This is a genomic window from Streptomyces sp. NPDC039462, assembly GCF_055639375.1.
Map to the genome: position 1 here is coordinate 99,959 of NZ_JBVKAO010000007.1, position 16,603 is coordinate 116,561.

General features: G+C 71.1%; 16 protein-coding genes and 2 tRNA genes. 14 read left to right on the forward strand and 4 right to left on the reverse strand.

The features are described from left to right. Positions 1–87: 87 nt before the first annotated feature. Complete coding sequence (locus tag ACZ7LU_RS31350; RefSeq protein WP_471918652.1) at positions 88–1,173, forward strand: SCO2583 family membrane protein; 1,086 nt, start codon at positions 88–90, stop codon at positions 1,171–1,173. 28 nt (positions 1,174–1,201) lie between these two features. Here the strand turns inward: ACZ7LU_RS31350 and ACZ7LU_RS31355 are convergent, their stop codons facing one another. Then, a complete protein-coding gene (locus ACZ7LU_RS31355; RefSeq protein WP_398297715.1) occupies positions 1,202–2,281 on the reverse strand; it encodes a M48 family metallopeptidase in 1,080 nt (359 codons plus the stop codon). Between the two features lie 99 nt (positions 2,282–2,380). Here ACZ7LU_RS31355 and ACZ7LU_RS31360 point away from each other — a divergent pair, with 99 nt between their 5' ends. The 9 genes from ACZ7LU_RS31360 to ACZ7LU_RS31400 all read left to right on the forward strand — a co-directional run bounded on the left by ACZ7LU_RS31360 (position 2,381) and on the right by ACZ7LU_RS31400 (position 7,228). Next, positions 2,381–2,665: a hypothetical protein gene (locus tag ACZ7LU_RS31360; RefSeq protein ID WP_471918855.1), complete on the forward strand. Its 285-nt coding sequence runs from the start codon at positions 2,381–2,383 to the stop codon at positions 2,663–2,665. Between the two features lie 86 nt (positions 2,666–2,751). After that, a complete protein-coding gene (locus ACZ7LU_RS31365) occupies positions 2,752–2,916 on the forward strand; it encodes a hypothetical protein (RefSeq protein ID WP_362995757.1) in 165 nt (54 codons plus the stop codon). Positions 2,917–2,960: 44 nt separating this feature from the next. Continuing rightward, positions 2,961–3,587, forward strand: a complete 627-nt coding sequence (gene nadD, locus ACZ7LU_RS31370) for a nicotinate-nucleotide adenylyltransferase (RefSeq protein WP_356262450.1) — start codon at positions 2,961–2,963, stop codon at positions 3,585–3,587. 16 nt (positions 3,588–3,603) lie between these two features. Then, the gene (locus ACZ7LU_RS31375) at positions 3,604–5,259 is read left to right on the forward strand and encodes an LCP family protein (RefSeq protein WP_471918653.1); all 1,656 of its coding nucleotides are present in this window, start codon (positions 3,604–3,606) and stop codon (positions 5,257–5,259) included. 99 nt (positions 5,260–5,358) lie between these two features. Further along, the gene (gene rsfS, locus ACZ7LU_RS31380; RefSeq protein ID WP_398297710.1) at positions 5,359–5,802 is read left to right on the forward strand and encodes a ribosome silencing factor; all 444 of its coding nucleotides are present in this window, start codon (positions 5,359–5,361) and stop codon (positions 5,800–5,802) included. After that, positions 5,799–6,440 (forward strand): histidine phosphatase family protein, encoded by a 642-nt coding sequence (locus tag ACZ7LU_RS31385; RefSeq protein WP_398297708.1) that lies wholly within the window; start codon positions 5,799–5,801, stop codon positions 6,438–6,440. The genes rsfS and ACZ7LU_RS31385 overlap by 4 nt, the downstream gene beginning before the upstream one ends. A gap of 127 nt (positions 6,441–6,567) precedes the next feature. After that, positions 6,568–6,640: transfer RNA gene (locus tag ACZ7LU_RS31390), tRNA-Ala, on the forward strand. A 168-nt stretch (positions 6,641–6,808) separates the two neighbouring features. Then, complete coding sequence (locus tag ACZ7LU_RS31395) at positions 6,809–6,991, forward strand: hypothetical protein (protein WP_362995749.1); 183 nt, start codon at positions 6,809–6,811, stop codon at positions 6,989–6,991. A 3-nt stretch (positions 6,992–6,994) separates the two neighbouring features. Next, positions 6,995–7,228, forward strand: a complete 234-nt coding sequence (locus ACZ7LU_RS31400; RefSeq protein WP_365132444.1) for a hypothetical protein — start codon at positions 6,995–6,997, stop codon at positions 7,226–7,228. On the opposite strand, the gene ACZ7LU_RS31405 is transcribed toward ACZ7LU_RS31400, so the two are convergent. Further along, complete coding sequence (locus ACZ7LU_RS31405) at positions 7,197–8,459, reverse strand: glycosyltransferase 87 family protein (RefSeq protein WP_471918654.1); 1,263 nt, start codon at positions 8,457–8,459, stop codon at positions 7,197–7,199. The two genes, ACZ7LU_RS31400 and ACZ7LU_RS31405, sit on opposite strands and share 32 nt — an antisense overlap. A gap of 121 nt (positions 8,460–8,580) precedes the next feature. Between ACZ7LU_RS31405 and ACZ7LU_RS31410 the strand changes: the two genes are divergently transcribed. Further along, positions 8,581–8,653 (forward strand) — tRNA-Ala (locus ACZ7LU_RS31410). A gap of 94 nt (positions 8,654–8,747) precedes the next feature. On the opposite strand, the gene ACZ7LU_RS31415 is transcribed toward ACZ7LU_RS31410, so the two are convergent. Further along, positions 8,748–10,340, reverse strand: coding sequence for a ferredoxin (locus ACZ7LU_RS31415; RefSeq protein ID WP_471918655.1), 1,593 nt, complete (start codon positions 10,338–10,340; stop codon positions 8,748–8,750). Next, complete coding sequence (locus ACZ7LU_RS31420) at positions 10,337–11,425, reverse strand: hypothetical protein (protein WP_471918656.1); 1,089 nt, start codon at positions 11,423–11,425, stop codon at positions 10,337–10,339. The genes ACZ7LU_RS31415 and ACZ7LU_RS31420 overlap by 4 nt, the downstream gene beginning before the upstream one ends. 439 nt (positions 11,426–11,864) lie before the next feature. Between ACZ7LU_RS31420 and leuS the strand changes: the two genes are divergently transcribed. The 3 genes from leuS (at position 11,865) to ACZ7LU_RS31435 (ending at position 16,585) form a co-directional block, all read left to right on the forward strand. Beyond that, positions 11,865–14,765, forward strand: coding sequence for a leucine--tRNA ligase (gene leuS / locus ACZ7LU_RS31425; RefSeq protein WP_471918657.1), 2,901 nt, complete (start codon positions 11,865–11,867; stop codon positions 14,763–14,765). Between the two features lie 179 nt (positions 14,766–14,944). After that, positions 14,945–15,685, forward strand: coding sequence for a hypothetical protein (locus tag ACZ7LU_RS31430; RefSeq protein ID WP_471918658.1), 741 nt, complete (start codon positions 14,945–14,947; stop codon positions 15,683–15,685). A gap of 54 nt (positions 15,686–15,739) precedes the next feature. Then, complete coding sequence (locus ACZ7LU_RS31435) at positions 15,740–16,585, forward strand: DegV family protein (RefSeq protein ID WP_398297696.1); 846 nt, start codon at positions 15,740–15,742, stop codon at positions 16,583–16,585. Positions 16,586–16,603: the final 18 nt, after the last annotated feature.

Genomic DNA, 16,603 nt, shown 5'->3' on the forward strand with positions numbered 1-16,603 from the left:
ACCGGGCCGCGCACACCGTGAAGAGTTGACTGAACTTGTCGTGTACCAGGGCGTTTACCCGGCGTCCCGGAGACCTACTCTGAAGGTATGGGCGGGCCAGGAGACCCACCCGCAGGGACACCCGAGGGCGCTCCCGGCGGTGGCGACGACGAGTACGGGTCGGTTGTCTTCGACGAATCGTTCGTGCGCGCTGCCCGCCTCCAGGAGTTCTCCGCACAGGAGCGCATGGGCGACCACACGCGCGCCGTGCGCCGCCGCCCCGGACTCCACCGGAGCCTCTCCCGCCAACTCGTGGTCCTCGCCGTGCTGATGGCCGTCGCCTTCGGCACGGCGATCTACATGGGCGTACGACACCCCTACCAGTCCCCGGCGGCCAAGCGCCCCGAGCCGCTGCGCATGACGGTCATACCGCTCGCCCCAGCGGGCCGCGTGCCCGGCTCGGCCAGCGTCCCCGACCTCTACGCACGCAGCCCGGCCGCCCAGCTCCGGGTGGGCGCCGCCGGCATCAACCTCCCCGGCGCGCGCCGCACTTCACACTTCTCGGACAGCCAGGTGATGGCCGCGCTCGTCACCGCGAAGGACTATCTGGTCGAGTCCTCGCTCGACCCGGACGTCCTCACCGGCGGCTCCGCGCGCTCCGTGCGGATCCTGGTCGACCCGCAGCAACTGGCCCAGTTCGACCGGAGCTTCGCGCACCCGACGGCCGACGGGCGGCACGCGGCCACCGGGTGGCTGGTGCGGTTCGACCCGGCGAAGACCGCGCTCGCCGACAAGCGGGTCAGGGCCGAGGGCACGATGCGGGTCGAGGAGGCCGGCAAGAACGCGCTGGAGGTCACCTCGGACCACACGTTCGTGTACGCGCTGCGGCCCGCGGGCACGGCGGCCGGCGGGGACCGCGTCGAGGCGTCCCTGTTCACCGTCCGCCGCGAGCTGCGCTTCCGCTTCGACCGCGACGACCTGCGGATGCACCGGGCCGAGCTGGTCACATCCGCCACCCAGGCGGGCCCCCTCGCCTGCGGGGGCGAGACGGCGAACCACCTGCGGCCGCTGCTCGCCGGGCAGAAGGCGAAGGCGGCGGGCCCGGCGGGCACCGATCCGTACGCGACGGGGGACGCGACGGCGCTGTGCGGATCGCTGGCGGCCTCGGCCCAGCCCTCGCTCGCTCCGTCGTGACCTGAGATCTCGCTCGCGACCTGGGCCGTTACGGCTGCTTGTCGTCGGTCGTGGAGCCGGGGCCGGAGCCCGTGAACCTCCCGCGGAGCTTGCCGCCCAGGTCGCCCGCGCCGCCCGCGATGTCGTTGACCAGCTTCATCAGCGGGTCCTTGCTGTTGCGCACGTCGTCGGCGTACGCGGAAGCCGACTGCCGGAAGGAGTCGGAGACCGAGGTGTCCTTGTCCTCGTCGCGGCGCGGGTAGTGGCCGTCCATGATCCGCTGGTAGTCGCGCGATTCGGCCCACTTCTTCAGCTCGGCGGCGCGGACCGTGGCGAAGGGGTGCGTGCGCGGCAGGACGTTCAGGATCTTCAGGACGGAGTCGCGCAGGTCGCCCCCGGCCTCGTACTCCTCGGCCTGCTCCAGGAACGCGTCCACGTTCATCTCGTGCAGGTGGTTGCCGCCGGCGAGCTTCATCAGGCCGCGCATCGAGGCCTTCAGGTCCTGCCCGACCAGCAGCCCCGCGCGGTCCGCCGACAGCTCGGACTTGCGGAACCACTCGCGCAGCGCCGTCACGATCGCCATGATCGCGACATTGCCGAGCGGGATCCACGCGACCTTCAGGGCGAGGTTCGTGAGGAACAGCAGGATCGTGCGGTAGACGGAGTGGCCGGAGAGGGCGTGGCCCACCTCGTGGCCGACGACCGCCCGCATCTCCTCCTCGTCCAGCAGCTCGACGAGGCCCGTCGTCACGACGATGATCGGCTCGTCGAGGCCGATGCACATCGCGTTCGGATTCGGGTCCTGGTTGACGTACATCGGCGGGACCTTCTCCAGGTCCAGGATGTAACAGGCGTCCCGCAGCATGGTGTTGAGGTGCGCGAACTGCGCGTCGGACACGCGCACGGAGTCCGACAGGAACAGGAGCCTCAGGCTCCGCTCGGGCAGCAGGCCGCTGAGCGCCTTGAAGACCGTGTCGAAGCCGGTCAGCTTGCGCAGGGCCACCAGGGCCGAGCGGTCCGCCGGGTGCTCGTAGGCCCGTGACGAGATGCCGGGGAAGCGCCTGCGCTGCCGGCTCGGCACGCGCTCGTAACCCTCGCCGCTCCCGCCGTGGTCGTTGTCGTCGGTCATGCCGCATCCCCCATGTCTCGTCCTCTCGTGCCCCCGAGGTGGGGCCCAGCCTAGGCGGAGATACCGTGACAGGGCAGCACACAGAAGGAGTCTTCCGTCATGGAGCACAGTCCTGGAGCCGTCTGGCTCACGGAGGCGGCCAAGGCCGCGGAGCAGCAGGGACCGGGCAATCTGCTGCGGATCGTGCTGATCGTCATGGTCGTCGGATGCGTACTCGTCGGCTGGTTCCTGTTGCGCGGTTACCGCCAGGGCGCCGACACCGGGGCGCGTACGGCCGAGAAGGGTGCGGAACGTACCCCTGAAGAGCGCAATGAGAGCAGCGACAGCGACGGAGCGAGCGCGGAACGTACGCCCGACAAGGGAGCGGACAACCGCAACGGCTGAGTCGGCGTAAGCAGGAGCGAGCCCCCCGCTTACGATGGGCCGGAAATCTTTATGTCCATCCCACCTCCGGATAGGTCCTGCCTGAGATGAGCCTCCACAGCAACGCCGCCCAGCTGGTCACTCTCGCCTCCGAGGGCGGCGAGCACGGCGGCAACCACGAAAGCCTCAGCCCTCTCCTCACCGGCGGCGGCGCCTTCGTCGTCCTCATGCTCCTCCTGTGGATCACCACCCTCTTCAACCGGGACCGCTAGGACCGGAGCAGGGCCCCTCGACCGGGCCGGTAGGGTCTGCACGCATGGGAGAGCAGGACATGCCTACCGGTCCGGTGAGCAACGGCAAGCGCCGCCTGGGCGTCATGGGCGGAACGTTTGATCCGATCCACCACGGACACCTCGTGGCGGCCAGTGAGGTCGCCGCGCAGTTCCACCTCGACGAGGTGGTGTTCGTGCCGACCGGACAGCCGTGGCAGAAGAGCGACAAGCAGGTGTCACCTGCCGAGGACCGTTATCTGATGACGGTCATCGCGACCGCCGAGAACCCGCAGTTCTCGGTCAGCCGCATCGACATCGACCGCGGCGGGGCCACCTACACGACGGACACGCTGCGCGATCTGCGTGCCCTCAACCCCGACACGGACCTCTTCTTCATCACGGGCGCCGACGCCCTCGGCCAGATCCTCACCTGGCGGGACACGGAAGAGCTGTTCTCCCTCGCGCACTTCATCGGGGTCACCCGGCCCGGCCACACGCTGGCCGACCCCGGGCTGCCCAAGGGCGGTGTCTCCCTGGTGGAGGTGCCGGCCCTGGCCATCTCCTCCACGGACTGCCGCGCGCGGGTCGCCAAGGGAGACCCGGTCTGGTATCTGGTGCCCGACGGTGTGGTGCGTTATATCGACAAGCGTGAGCTGTACCGCGGCGAATGAGCCGAGAGGGGCACCGGTGAACGACCGACAGTACGACCCTTATGCGGGCAGCGATCCGTATGCGGGCGAGTACGCGGGTGAGTACGCGGCCGACCAGTACCAGGTCGTCGGGTACGACGAGTACGGGCAGCCGGTGTACCAGCAGGTGCAGCAGCAGCCGCAGGTGCAGCCGCAGCCACAGGTGCCTCAGCAGTACCAGGGGTACGGGTATGGGTACGACCCGTACGCGGGTGGTCAGGGCGATCAGCAGCAGGGCGTCGCCGCGACGTCGTACGACACCGCCTGGGTCCCCCAGCAGCAGCAATATCAGCCGCAAGCGGCCCCGGCTCCTGCTCCTGCTCCTGCTCCTGCTCCGGAACCCCGACGTGCACCCGAACCAGAACCAGAACCGGCACCGGAACCGAAGCCCGAGTACAAGACCGAGCAGTTCTCGTTCATCGAGGAGCCGGACGAGGACTCCGAAGACGTCATCGACTGGCTGAAGTTCACCGAGAGCCGCACCGAGCGGCGCGAGGAGGCCAAGCGGCGCGGGCGGTCCCGGGTCGTCGCGCTCGTCGTGGCCCTCGTGCTGGTGATCGCGGGCGGCGTCGGCTACCTGTGGTTCGCGGGCATGCTGCCCGGCCAGTCGGACGGCGAGGACGGCGCGGCCGCGGCGACCGGGCCGCAGAAGCGCGACGTGATCGTCCTGCACCTGCACAACACCAAGGGCAAGGGCACCTCCACCGCGCTCCTGGTGAACAACACCACCACCAAGCAGGGCGCCACCGTCCTGCTGCCCAACTCCCTCGCCGTGACGGACGACAACGGCACGGCGACCACGCTCGGCAAGTCCGTCGACGACGACGGCTCGACCGGCACCCGCGAGTCGATCGACACGGTGCTCGGCACCCAGGTCGAGGGCACCTGGCGCCTCGACACCCCCTACCTCAACAACCTCGTGGAACTCGTCGGCAACATCGACATCGACACGAACACCGACGTGCCCGACCCCAAGGGGAAGAAGGGCGAGGCGCCCCTCGTGAAGAAGGGCGAGCAGCAGACACTGAGCGGGCCGATGGCCGTCGCGTACGCCACCTACCGCGCGCCCGGCGAGACCGAGACCGACCAGCTGAACCGCTTCGGAGAGGTCATGCAGGGCGTCCTGCGCAAGCTCTCCTCGGACCCGCAGGCGGCCACGACCACCGTGCAGTCCCTCGCGCAGATCCTCGACCCCTCGCTGGAGGAGAAGGACCTCGGCGCCTTCCTCGCCAAGCTCGCCGACCGGGCCAAGGGCGGCGACTACAAGACGTCGCTGCTGCCGGTGCGGCAGGACGGCACGCTGACCGAGCAGGCCGGCGAGACCGTGGTCAAGGACGTCCTGGGCGGCACGGTGAAGAGCCCGGAGAAGGGCGAGGCCCTGCGGGTCGGTGTGCAGAACGCCTCGGGGAAGAAGGCAGCGGGCGAGGACGCCCGGGTCTCCCTCGTCAACGGCGGCTACACCTTCATCGACGGCGGCACGGGCTCCGCGGCCCGGCCCACCTCGCAGGTCACCTACGCCGAGGCGAGCAAGAAGGCGCAGGCCACCGAGGTCGCCAAGACCCTCGGCCTGCCCGCGAGCGCGGTCCGCAAGGGGAAGACGGCGGCGAACGCGGACGTCTCCGTGGTCCTCGGCCAGGACTACCGGACCGGGTAGCCGGGGGGCGCCCCGAGGCGGTGACGTAATCGTCTGGGGCGCTGTCGGCGGTCCGTGAGACCCTTGGGGTGTATCCACCAGCCGAAGGAAAGCTCTCTAGTGACCGCCACGGACCGCTCCATCGAGCTCATCAACGTCGCCGCCCAGGCGGCTGCCGACAAGCTCGCGCACGACATCATCGCGTACGACGTCAGCGACGTGCTGTCGATCACGGACGCGTTCCTGCTCGCCTCCGCTCCCAACGACCGCCAGGTCAAGTCGATCGTCGACGAGATCGAGGAGCAGCTGAACAAGCAGCTCGGCGCCAAGCCGGTCCGCCGCGAGGGGGACCGCGACGCCCGCTGGATCCTCCTCGACTACGTGGACATCGTGGTGCACGTCCAGCACAGCGAGGAGCGTGTCTTCTACGCCCTCGAGCGCCTGTGGAAGGACTGCCCCGAGATCGGCCTGCCCGAGGACGCCAAGGCCACCCGCGGCAAGGCCGCCGAGCACGCCGAGCAGCGGGCCGCGGAGGAGGCCGACCTGGACGGGGAGCTGCGGTGAGCAACCGCGGCTGCCGGATCATCCTGTGGCGGCACGGCCAGACGGCGTGGAACCTGGAGCGCCGCTTCCAGGGCTCCACGGACATCGAGCTGACCGAGACGGGCGTCGCCCAGGCCAAGCGCGCCGCCCGGCTGCTCGCCTCCCTGAAGCCGGACGCCATCGTCGCCTCCGACCTCAGGCGCGCGGCGGCCACGGCCGCCGAGCTCTCCGCGATCACCGGCCTCACCGTCACCCACGAGGAGTCCCTCCGGGAGACGTACGCCGGTGAGTGGCAGGGCCTGACGCACGACGAGATCATCGCCCGCTTCGGCGAGCAGTACGCCGCGTGGAAGCGCGGCGAGGCCGTGCGCAGGGGCGGCGGCGAGCTGGAGACCGAGGTGGCCGACCGGGCCGCCCCTGTCGTCCTGCGCCATGCCGAGAAGCTGCCCGAGGACGGCACGCTGGTGGTGGTCAGCCACGGCGGCACGATCCGCACCACGATCGGCCGTCTCCTCGGCCTGGAGCCCCACCACTGGGAGGGGCTCGGCGGCCTCACCAACTGCTGCTGGTCGGTCCTCGGCCAGGGCGCGCGAGGCTGGCGCCTCCTCGAGCACAACGCCGGCACGCTGCCGGAGCCGGTGCTCGGCGACGACGACTGAGCGCTCCCGCGGCCGCTTCCGGGCGGCTCCGGAGCCGCTCCGGCGGGCGGCCCGACCCGGATTTCACATTCCGGCTGGTCGCAGGCTAAAGTTCTTCTTGTTCGCCCGCCGAGCGGGAAGAACGCAAGGGGCTATAGCTCAGTTGGTAGAGCGCCTGCATGGCATGCAGGAGGTCAGGAGTTCAATTCTCCTTAGCTCCACAGTCCCGGAAATCCCGTCCCCACCAGGGGGCGGGATTTTCTTTTGCCGCCGCCCGTCAGCGGGTGCCGTGTCCGGACTGGTACGAATGCGTCGCTGACCGGGTCGCTCGTGCCGTGGCAGAATCGGACGGCCGGAAGGGGACGCAGCCCGACGGGAGGGAGAGCGCGATGCCTGCGAGCATCCTCGGAGAGGTCGACCGCCTCTCCGAAGCGGCGGACGTACGAGAACGGCCCGTGCCCCGCACGCTCCTCGACTGCCCTTCCTGCGGCTCGTCCCACGTCGCTCAAGTGCTCGGTGACAACGGCGGAATCTCGTACGTATGCACCGCCTGCGGCCACAGCTGGAGCTGATCGATGGGTGCACACAGGCGGAAATGCGACTGGTGCGACAGTGGCACACCGATCGTCCGCGACATGGAACCGGTCAACCAGGAGTACCAGTACTGGTGCGAGGAGTGCGCACGGGCGCTGATCATAAAAGGCGACCCCATCGAGACGTACCGCGAACTCGAAGGGGAGCCGATCTACGGCCGGCTGCTGGACGAACACTGCACGCTCAAACGGTTCTACTCGTTCGCGACCGCGTGATCCCCGCTGTCGTCACTGACGTCACTGTCGTCACTGCCGTCGCCAGGAGAAACCCGAAAGCGGTCACTACGTAGAGGGCGGACAGCGTCATCTGGCCATGGTCCTGGGCGAGTTCGAGCCGTCCTCCGCCGTGCGGCACCCACCACAGGGCGTACGAGCAGAAGACCAGGGACGCGGCCCCGACGGCCGCCCACCTCCACCGCCCGCCCCGGCGCCTGGCCTCCGCGCCCAGGAGCAGCACCATCGGCACGCACCACACCCAGTGGTGCGACCACGACACGGGACTCACCAGGAGCGCGGTGGCCGCACAGGCGAGGACGGCCCGGGCGCGCTCCCCGCGCAGCGCCGCGGCAACCGCGACCGCGAGGCCGAGCGCGCCGGCCGCGGCGGCGGCCAGGGCCCAGTGGGCGCCGGGCTCCCCGGTGTGCAGGAGCCGGGCCAGGACGCCGCGCAGCGACTGGTTCGCGGTGTCCTCGGCGAACCCGACCCGGCCCGCCTCGAAGACCATCCGGGTCCAGAAGCGCCACGAGTCGTACGGCAGGACGGCGGCCGCGAGGACCGTCGCACCGGCGAAGGAGACGGCCGCCACGCACGCGTGCCGCACGGCCGCCCGCCACGGCCCGTGCCGCAGGGCCTCCACGGCCCCCGTGAGCAACAGGAACGCCGCGAAGAGCGCGGGCGTGAGCTTGACCGCCGCCGCCAGCCCGATGCCCACGCCCGCCCAGCGGTGACCGGGGCGCCGGGTCAGGTCCCACAGGACGAGGACCGCGAGCAGCAGATTGACCTGTCCGTAGCGCAGCGTCGTCCACACCGGCTCGCACCAGACGGCGAGGGCGGACGCCCACAGGACGCTCTCCACGCGCGTGTGCCGCTCGCCGTGGATCAGCCTCAGGGAGAGGTGCACGAAGACGATGAGGAGCAGCAGGTTGCCCAGCGTCGCGAGCGTGCGCATGTCCGCCGGGTCCAGGAGCGTGAGCGGGGTGAAGAGCAGCGCGGCGAACGGCGGGTAGGTGGTGGGCAGCTGGGCGCCGGTGGCGCGCAGCGCGTAGAGGTCGCCGCCCGCGCGCACCGTCTCGCCCTCGGCCCGGTAGACCATCAGGTCGATCATCGACACGTCGGCGGCGCGCTGCGCGAGCCAGAAGGCCGTGAGGGAGAGCAGACAGCCCCCGGCGGCCAGCGGCACACGGCGACGGGCGGTGGCGAGCGCGGTCGCGGTCACGGGCACGGTCACGAAGGCTGACAGTACCGGTCGTATCGACCGGTATCCGCCCAGACCGGAAACGATTTGGTGGAGCACGGGTATGACCGTGTAATGTTGGCGGAGCCGCCGGGGAAACCGGGCGGACAAGCAAGGGGCTATAGCTCAGTTGGTAGAGCGCCTGCATGGCATGCAGGAGGTCAGGAGTTCAATTCTCCTTAGCTCCACAGGATATGAGCGGGCCACCCGGATCGGGTGGCCCGCTCTTTCGTTGTCACGGCCGTTGTCCCGGCTTTCGTTGTCACACCCTTCTTGCCGTCGCTACTGTCTGCCGCTGCCGAGTGCGCGGCGGCCCCGGCCCGGCGGGAGCACGGCCGGCAGCGTCCGGGGCGCGGGAAGGGCCGTCTTCGGGGCCTCCTCGATGCGCAGGGCGAGCGCGGGACAGCGGCGCACCGCGCGGGTGGCGCGTGCTTCGGAGTAGCGCGGTACGGACGCCTCCGCCACCGAGGGGAAGCCGTCCGGGCCCAGTTGGATGAGTTCGGGGACGATGTCCGCGCACAGCCCGTGGCCCTGGCAGAGCGTCCAGTCGACGGCGAGCTTGCGGCCACTGGGTGTCTCCGCCCGGGGCGCGTCCGCCTGGAGGGGCAGGACTCCCTCGACGGGGCGGCCGCAGCCGCCGCCCAGGACATGGGCCGCGAGGTCGTCCGTGAACGCCGAGATCGACGACTCCAGGAAGGCCGCCGAGCCGTCCGGGTGCTTGCACGCGCCGCGCCGCTTCACGGCCCGGGTCACCTCGCGCAGCGCTTCGAGAGCGGTCGGCCCGCCGCCCTGGAGGACGTCGGCGAGGCCGCGGGCCGCCGCGGGGAGGCCGAGGTAGCAGGGTCCGCACTGCCCCGAGCTCTCGGCGGCCAGCCAGTGCGCGACCCGCAGCGACTCCCCGAGCGGGCAGGTGCCCGCGCCGATCGGCAGGATCGCGCCCGCGCCGAGCGCGCCTCCGCAGGCGTCCAAGGAGGCGCGTGAGACGACCGCGTCGTGTGCCGTCATGCCGTCGAGCCACTTGCCGTGATAGCCGCCCGTCAGCACGCCCTGCGGGAGCGCGGGCGCGCCGGCGAGTTCGAGGACGTACCGCAAGGGCACTCCGGTGGGGACCTCGACGACCATCGGCCGTGCGACCGCTCCGGAGAGGGTCAACAGGACCGTGCCCGGCTCGTCGCGCAGGCCGGTGCGGCAGTAGCGGTCGGCGCCGGCCCGGGCGGCGACGGCGAGCTGCGCGAAGGTCTCCGCGTTGGAGAGCAGGGTGGGGGCGCCGCCCACTCCGGAGTCGGCCGTCCGCACCTTGCGGCCCGGTGGCAGGGGAGGTCCGCCGTCCGCCGAGCGGACGAGCGCGGAGGACTCTCCGGTGACCATGCGTACGGGATTGCGCTGCACGCGCGCGCGGAGGGCGGGCCCGCGCCGGTTGCCGAGGCCGCGCTCGGCCAGCGCGGTGCGCATGGAGTTCTCGGTGGAGTCGCGGGTCACGCCGACGACCAGCGTGCGGGCTCCCAGGGCCTCGGCGGCGAGCAGGGCGCCGTCCAGGATGAGGTGCGGGGCGCGGTTGATCAGGACGGTGTCCTTGCGGCAGGCGGGCTCGTCCTCGCTGCCGTTGACGACGACCACGGGGCGTACGCCGCGGCGTATCGCCGCGTCGGCGACGGCCCGCAGCTTCTGGGCGAAGGGGAAGCCCGCGCCGCCCCTGCCGCGCAGCGCGATCTGCTCGGCGAGGCGGGCGAGAGGTTCGCCCGCCATGGGTTCCAGAGGGCCGTGGACCTTCAGGTGCATGGCGAGGTCGAGGCGTTCGACCAGGTCGAAGCCGGAGGTGAGCAGGGGCAGGCCGACGACGCGGACTTCCGGGACATCGGGCAGCGGGGCGTTCACGGGTGGCCTCCGGTGGCGGCGTTCCAGGGCTCGCCCGCGCCGGGGGCCTGAAAGGGCCGGGGCAGCGGTTCGGTGGCGGGGCCACTGTCGTACGCGGGGTCGAGGGGCGCGTCGTACGAGGGGTCGTAGACGGGCTGAGGGGTGGTGTCGTACGTGGGCGCGGGCGCGATGTAGGGCGACTCGGCGGGTGGTGGCGGGGAGGGCGCCGGCCAGCGGCCTGTGGGGTCGGCGCGGGGTGGTGGGACGGTGGGGTGCGGGGGAGCGTTCGGGGTCAGCGCGCGGTAGGCCGCCGAGATGCCGGCGACCGGCTCCGGAGAGGGGGTGGGGGCGGAGGTGCCGGGCAGCGGGGTGGAGGCGGTGTCCCGCGCGGGCGGCTCGGCCCGGAGTGCGGTGTCGCGTTTTGACCGTGGTGCGGCGTCGCGGTCCGGTTCGAGCAGGGCGAGGATCCGGGCGGCGACCTTCCGCTTGACCGGGCGTGGGGCCGCACGCAGCGCGACGGCACCGGCGACCCCGACCAGGCACAGGGCGTACAGCGCGATCACCCACCCCGCCGGCGGGCGGCCCGCGTACAGGCCGTGGATCAGCCCCGCACACCAGGCGGGATAGGCGAGCATGTGCAGCGACCGCCAGCGCGATGCGATCCGCGCGGGAGAGGCGAAGGCGCTGCGCAGGGCGCCGGTGACGGCTGTGGCGATCATGAGGATGCCCGCGAGCGAGCCGAGGCCGATGAGTCCGGCGCTGCCGGAGACACCGAGCCCGAACGGCATGAGAGCGCCGAACAGCGACACGTGGTCGAGTGCCACCTTGACGGTGCCGTGCAGCAGCAGGAAGCCGACGGAGGCGATCGCGGTGGTGCGGTGCACGGCCTGGGCGAGCAGGCGCTGGCGCGGATGCAGGAACAGGCGGTCCGTGGCGACCAGGCCCCAGACGACGGCGGCGGTCAGGCAGACCAGGGAGAGGACGCCGGTGGTGAAGTCGATGGCGGCCCGTAAGCCGTCGCTGCCCGCGAGGACGAGCAGGGGTATCAGCAGCAGGGCTCCGGTACCGAGCAGAGCACTCTTGCGGTGGAGGTGCAGAGGGTTCATGGGGGCGGCTCCGAAATGGTTCGGTCCCGCCGCATGCTAAGTCGCTCCATACCGGTGGGTACGGGATTTGAGTTATTGCGTTGTTATCAAAGTGCGACACGATCTTGGTGTTGCCCCGATAGTGGGCGGTACGCGGAGTAACCCATGGCCAATGGTTGGGGATCGGCCAGGGCCGGCAGGGCGCCGCTCGGGAATCGACCGGTTCTCAGGCCGCCCGGGCGGCGTGGGCGGAAGCTCGTCGCGGGGCGCGGGAGGGCTGCGGTACCCTGACGCCATGCGTGCCGTACGCCTTCTGCTTAGCGGGCCGCGCTGATCAGTCCCGACCGCCGGTGATCGCGGTCGGAATCGGCGCGGCGTCCCCTCCTGTGCGAGGGGCATTTTTATTTGGCCCAGCAGGCCGATTCCGTGGGCAGAGACGATCGATGGAGCTTTGAGGATCATGAGCGAGACGAATTCTGCTGCCGCCTCCGAGGTGGCCGCGCCGCACCGCTATACGGCCGCTCTGGCCGCCGAGATCGAGGCACGCTGGCAGGACTTCTGGGACGCCGACGGCACCTACGAGGCGCCGAACCCGAGCGGAGACATGGCCGCGCGCGACGAGGCCGAGACCGCGCTGGTCGGCAAGCCCAAGAAGTTCATCATGGACATGTTCCCGTACCCCTCCGGAGCGGGCCTGCACGTCGGCCACCCGCTGGGCTACATCGCCACGGACGTCTTCGCGCGCTTCCAGCGCATGACCGGACACAACGTCCTGCACACCCTGGGCTTCGACGCCTTCGGCCTGCCCGCCGAGCAGTACGCCGTGCAGACGGGCACCCACCCGCGCGTCTCCACCGAGGCCAACATCGAGAACATGAAGGCCCAGCTGCGCGCACTGGGCCTGGGGCACGACAAGCGGCGCTCGTTCGCGACGATCGACCCCGAGTACTACAAGTGGACCCAGTGGATCTTCGTCCAGATCTTCAACTCCTGGTACGACGCCGACGCCGAGAAGGCCCGCCCGATCGCCGACCTGGTCGCGCAGTTCGACAGCGGTGACCGCGCCGTACCGGGCACCACGCGCGCGTGGAGCGAACTGGACGCCGCCGAGCGCGCCGACGTGCTGAGCCAGTACCGCCTGGCCTACGCCTCCGACGCGCCCGTCAACTGGTGCCCGGGCCTGGGCACCGTCCTGGCCAACGAGGAAGTCACCGCCGACGGCCGCTCCGAGCGCGGCAACTTCCCCGTCTTCAAGGCCAAGCTGCGCCAGTGGAACATGCGCATCACCGCGTACGCCGACCGCCTGCTGGACGACCTGGACGCGCTGGACTGGCCCGACGCCATCAAGCTGCAGCAGCGCAACTGGATCGGCCGCTCCGAAGGCGCCCGCGTGAACTTCCCCGTGGGCACCGAGGGCGACGCGATCACCGTCTTCACCACCCGCCAGGACACCCTGTTCGGCGCGACCTACATGGTCCTGGCGCCCGAGCACGACCTGGTCGACAAGGTCGTCCCCGCGGCCTGGCCGGAGGGCACCCACGAGACGTGGACCGGTGGACACGCCACGCCCGCCGAGGCCGTCGCCAAGTACCGCGCCTTCGCCGCGTCGAAGTCCGACGTGGAGCGCCAGGCCGACGCCAAGGAGAAGACCGGCGTCTTCACCGGCGTCTACGCCACCAACCCGGTCAGCGGCGGGCAGGTCCCCGTCTTCATCGCCGACTACGTCCTGATGGGCTACGGCACCGGCGCGATCATGGCCGTCCCGGCGCACGACAGCCGCGACTTCGCCTTCGCGCGCGCCTTCAACCTGCCGATGCGCTGCGTGGTCGAGCCGTCCGACGACCGGGGCACCGACACCCGCACGTGGGACGACGCCTTCTCCTCGTACGAGGCGAAGCTGATCAACTCGTCGAACCAGGAGATCTCCCTGGACGGCCTGGACGTGGCGAGCGCCAAGGCCCGCATCACCGGCTGGCTGGCCACCCGCGGCATCGGCGAGGGCACCGTCAACTTCCGCCTGCGCGACTGGCTGTTCAGCCGCCAGCGCTACTGGGGCGAGCCCTTCCCGATCGTCTACGACGAGGACGGCATCGCCCACTCGCTGCCCGAGTCGATGCTGCCCCTGGAGCTGCCGGAGGTCGACGACTACTCCCCGCGCACCTTCGACCCGGACGACGCGGACACCTCTCCGGAGACGCCGCTGTCCCGCAACGAGGACTGGGTCAACGTCACCCTGGACCTGGGCGACGGCCCCAAGCAGTACCGCCGCGAGACCAACACCATGCCCAACTGGGCCGGTTCCTGCTGGTACGAGCTGCGCTACCTGGACCCGCGCAACGACCAGCAGCTGGTCGACCCCGCCGTCGAGCAGTACTGGATGGGCCCCCGCGAGGGGCAGCCGACCGGCGGCGTCGACCTGTACGTGGGCGGCGCCGAGCACGCCGTGCTGCACCTGCTGTACGCGCGCTTCTGGTCGAAGGTCCTGTTCGACCTGGGCCACATCTCGTCCGCCGAGCCGTTCCACAAGCTGTACAACCAGGGCATGATCCAGGCCTACGTCTATCGGGACAGCCGCGGCTTCCCGGTGCCGGCCGCCGAGGTCGAGGAGCGCGACGGCAAGTTCTTCTTCGAGGGCGAGCCGGTCAAGCGCGAGCTGGGCAAGATGGGCAAGTCCCTGAAGAACGCGGTCACGCCGGACGAGATCTGCGACGAGTACGGCGCGGACACCCTGCGCCTGTACGAGATGGCGATGGGCCCCCTGGACGTGTCGCGTCCCTGGGACACGCGCGCGGTCGTCGGCCAGTACCGTCTGCTGCAGCGGCTGTGGCGCCTGATCGTCGACGAGTCGACCGGTGAGGTCACCGTCGCGGACGTCGCCGAGGCCGACATCGACGAGGCCACCCTGCGCGCCCTGCACAAGGCCATCGACGGCGTCCGCCAGGACCTGGACGGCATGCGGTTCAACACCGCCATTGCCAAGATCACCGAGCTGAACAACCACCTGACGAAGGCGGGCGGCACGGTGCCGAAGTCCGTCGCGGAGCGCCTGGTGCTGCTGATCGCGCCGCTGGCCCCGCACATCGCCGAGGAGCTGTGGCGCAAGCTGGGCCACACCGACTCGGTCGTCCACCAGGACTTCCCGGTCGCCGACCCGGCGTACGTCGTGGACGAGTCCGTGACCTGCGTCGTGCAGATCAAGGGCAAGGTCAAGGCGCGCCTGGAGGTCTCCCCGTCGATCTCCGACGCGGAGCTGGAGAAGGTGGCGCTGGCCGACGAGAGGGTCGTGGCCGCGCTGGACGGCGCGGGCATCCGCAAGGTGATCGTGCGGGCGCCGAAGCTGGTGAACATCGTTCCTGCGTAACGGCACGCGCCGGGCGGTGCGTAACGGCACGCGCCGGGCGGCATAGGGGTCTTCCCTTACGGGCAGGTTGGGGGTTCCGCTGGAACCTCCGACCTGCCTTCTCCGTTTACGGTGGAGGAGTCGCTGAAGCGGACCTCGCCGGCGCACGCTGGACTGGACCGGATGCGGAGAGGAGCGTCATGGAAGCCGTGGGCGCGATCGTGGCGCTGCTTTTCGTGCTGTTCTTGGTGCTGGGCGTCTATCTGACGGTGAAGGCCGTGCGGGCGGCCAAGCGGGGCGTGGACCGCACCATCCAGGAGGCCCGCCGGACGGTGGAGGACACCACGCTGCGGGCGAAGAGCTTCGCGGTCGGCCCCGCTGCCGAAGTGGCCCAGCTGCGCCTCTCCTTGCGCACCTCCATGCGCGCCACACAGGACGTCCTGCAGGCGGGCGCCGCCGACGACGCGTCGCTGAAGGAGACCCTGCAGCTCTTCGACCGGCTCAGCGTCCACGGACACGAGCTGGACGACGACCTCCGGCGCCTGGAGCGAGACCCGGACAAGGCCGCCCTGGCCGAGCGGCTCCCCGAGATGCGGGAGCGCACGGAGCAGATCAAGAAGGCCGCCGACTCCCTGCGCTGGTCGGCGCGCGACCGGGCCCGCCGGTTCGCCAACGACGACCTGGACTCGCTGAGCACGCAGATCGACATGGAGGCGGGCGCCCTGCGGCACTGGACGACGGAGCCGCCGTCCGCCGAGGCTCCCGCTGCCTGGCCCGAGCCCGCGGCGGACACCGACAAGGACGCCGAACAGGCCTGGTCCGAGCCGTCCGGGTCCACCCGGCAGCCGGACCGGGAGCAGACGCGGCCCGCGATCACTCCGCCCACCGCCAGGCCGGCGTATCCGTGGGAGAAGAAGACCAAGCCGGAGAGCACGACCTGAGGTGCGCGGGGGCCGGGCTGCCACCCGGCGGCGCAGACAGGTAATCTCCAGCTCATGTCCCGCCATGTCGCGATCGTCACGGATTCAACGGCCTACCTGCCGCAGCCGACGATGGACCGGCACGGCATCACCGCGGTGCCCCTGACCGTGGTCCTCGGGGACCAGGCGCTGGAGGAGGGCACCGAGATCTCGGCCCGCTCGCTCGCCCTGGCGCTGCAGAAGCGGAAGCCGGTGACGACCTCCCGGCCCAGCCCCCAGCTCTTCGCCGAGACGTACCGGAAGGCGGCCGAGGCGGGCGCCACGGCCATCATCTCGCTGCACCTGTCCGCCGAGTTCTCCGGGACGTACGACGCCGCGGTCCTCGCCGCGCAGGAAGCGCCCGTGCCGGTGCGGGTGGTGGACACCGGCATGGTCGCGATGGCCCTCGGCTTCTGCGCCCTCTCGGCGGCGCAGGCCGTGGAGGCGGGCGACTCGGTGGAGGAGGCGGTGGCAGCCGCGGAGAAGCGGGCCGCCGGCACGTCCGCGTACTTCTACGTCGACACCCTCGACTATCTGCGCAGGGGCGGCCGCATCGGCGCCGCACAGGCGTTGCTGGGCTCCGCGCTCGCCGTCAAGCCGCTGCTGAAGCTGGACGGCGGCCGCATCGACATGCTGGAGAAGGTGCGGACGGCGTCAAAGGCGATCGCCCGCCTTGAGGAGATTGTGGTCGAGCGCGCGGGCAGCGGCCGGGTCGACATCGCGGTGCATCATCTGGCGGCGCAGGAGCGGGCTTCGGTGCTCGCCGAGCGGCTCAGGGAGCGGGTGCCGGGCCTCGCGGAGCTGCACGTCAGCGAGGTCGGCGCGGTGATCGGGGCGCACACTGGGCCGGGGTTGCTGGGAGCAGTGGTCTCGCCTCGATGAGGCGCCGTTCAGCCTTGG

Coding starts and splice junctions, on each gene's coding strand:
- ACZ7LU_RS31420 (WP_471918656.1), bottom strand. CDS start 11,425: ATGAACCCTCTGCACCTCCACCGCAAGAGTGCTCTGCTCGGTACCGGA.
- ACZ7LU_RS31350 (WP_471918652.1), top strand. CDS start 88: ATGGGCGGGCCAGGAGACCCACCCGCAGGGACACCCGAGGGCGCTCCC.
- nadD (WP_356262450.1), top strand. CDS start 2,961: ATGGGAGAGCAGGACATGCCTACCGGTCCGGTGAGCAACGGCAAGCGC.
- ACZ7LU_RS31355 (WP_398297715.1), bottom strand. CDS start 2,281: ATGACCGACGACAACGACCACGGCGGGAGCGGCGAGGGTTACGAGCGC.
- leuS (WP_471918657.1), top strand. CDS start 11,865: ATGAGCGAGACGAATTCTGCTGCCGCCTCCGAGGTGGCCGCGCCGCAC.
- ACZ7LU_RS31435 (WP_398297696.1), top strand. CDS start 15,740: ATGTCCCGCCATGTCGCGATCGTCACGGATTCAACGGCCTACCTGCCG.
- ACZ7LU_RS31395 (WP_362995749.1), top strand. CDS start 6,809: ATGCCTGCGAGCATCCTCGGAGAGGTCGACCGCCTCTCCGAAGCGGCG.
- ACZ7LU_RS31400 (WP_365132444.1), top strand. CDS start 6,995: ATGGGTGCACACAGGCGGAAATGCGACTGGTGCGACAGTGGCACACCG.
- ACZ7LU_RS31360 (WP_471918855.1), top strand. CDS start 2,381: ATGGAGCACAGTCCTGGAGCCGTCTGGCTCACGGAGGCGGCCAAGGCC.
- ACZ7LU_RS31430 (WP_471918658.1), top strand. CDS start 14,945: ATGGAAGCCGTGGGCGCGATCGTGGCGCTGCTTTTCGTGCTGTTCTTG.
- ACZ7LU_RS31365 (WP_362995757.1), top strand. CDS start 2,752: ATGAGCCTCCACAGCAACGCCGCCCAGCTGGTCACTCTCGCCTCCGAG.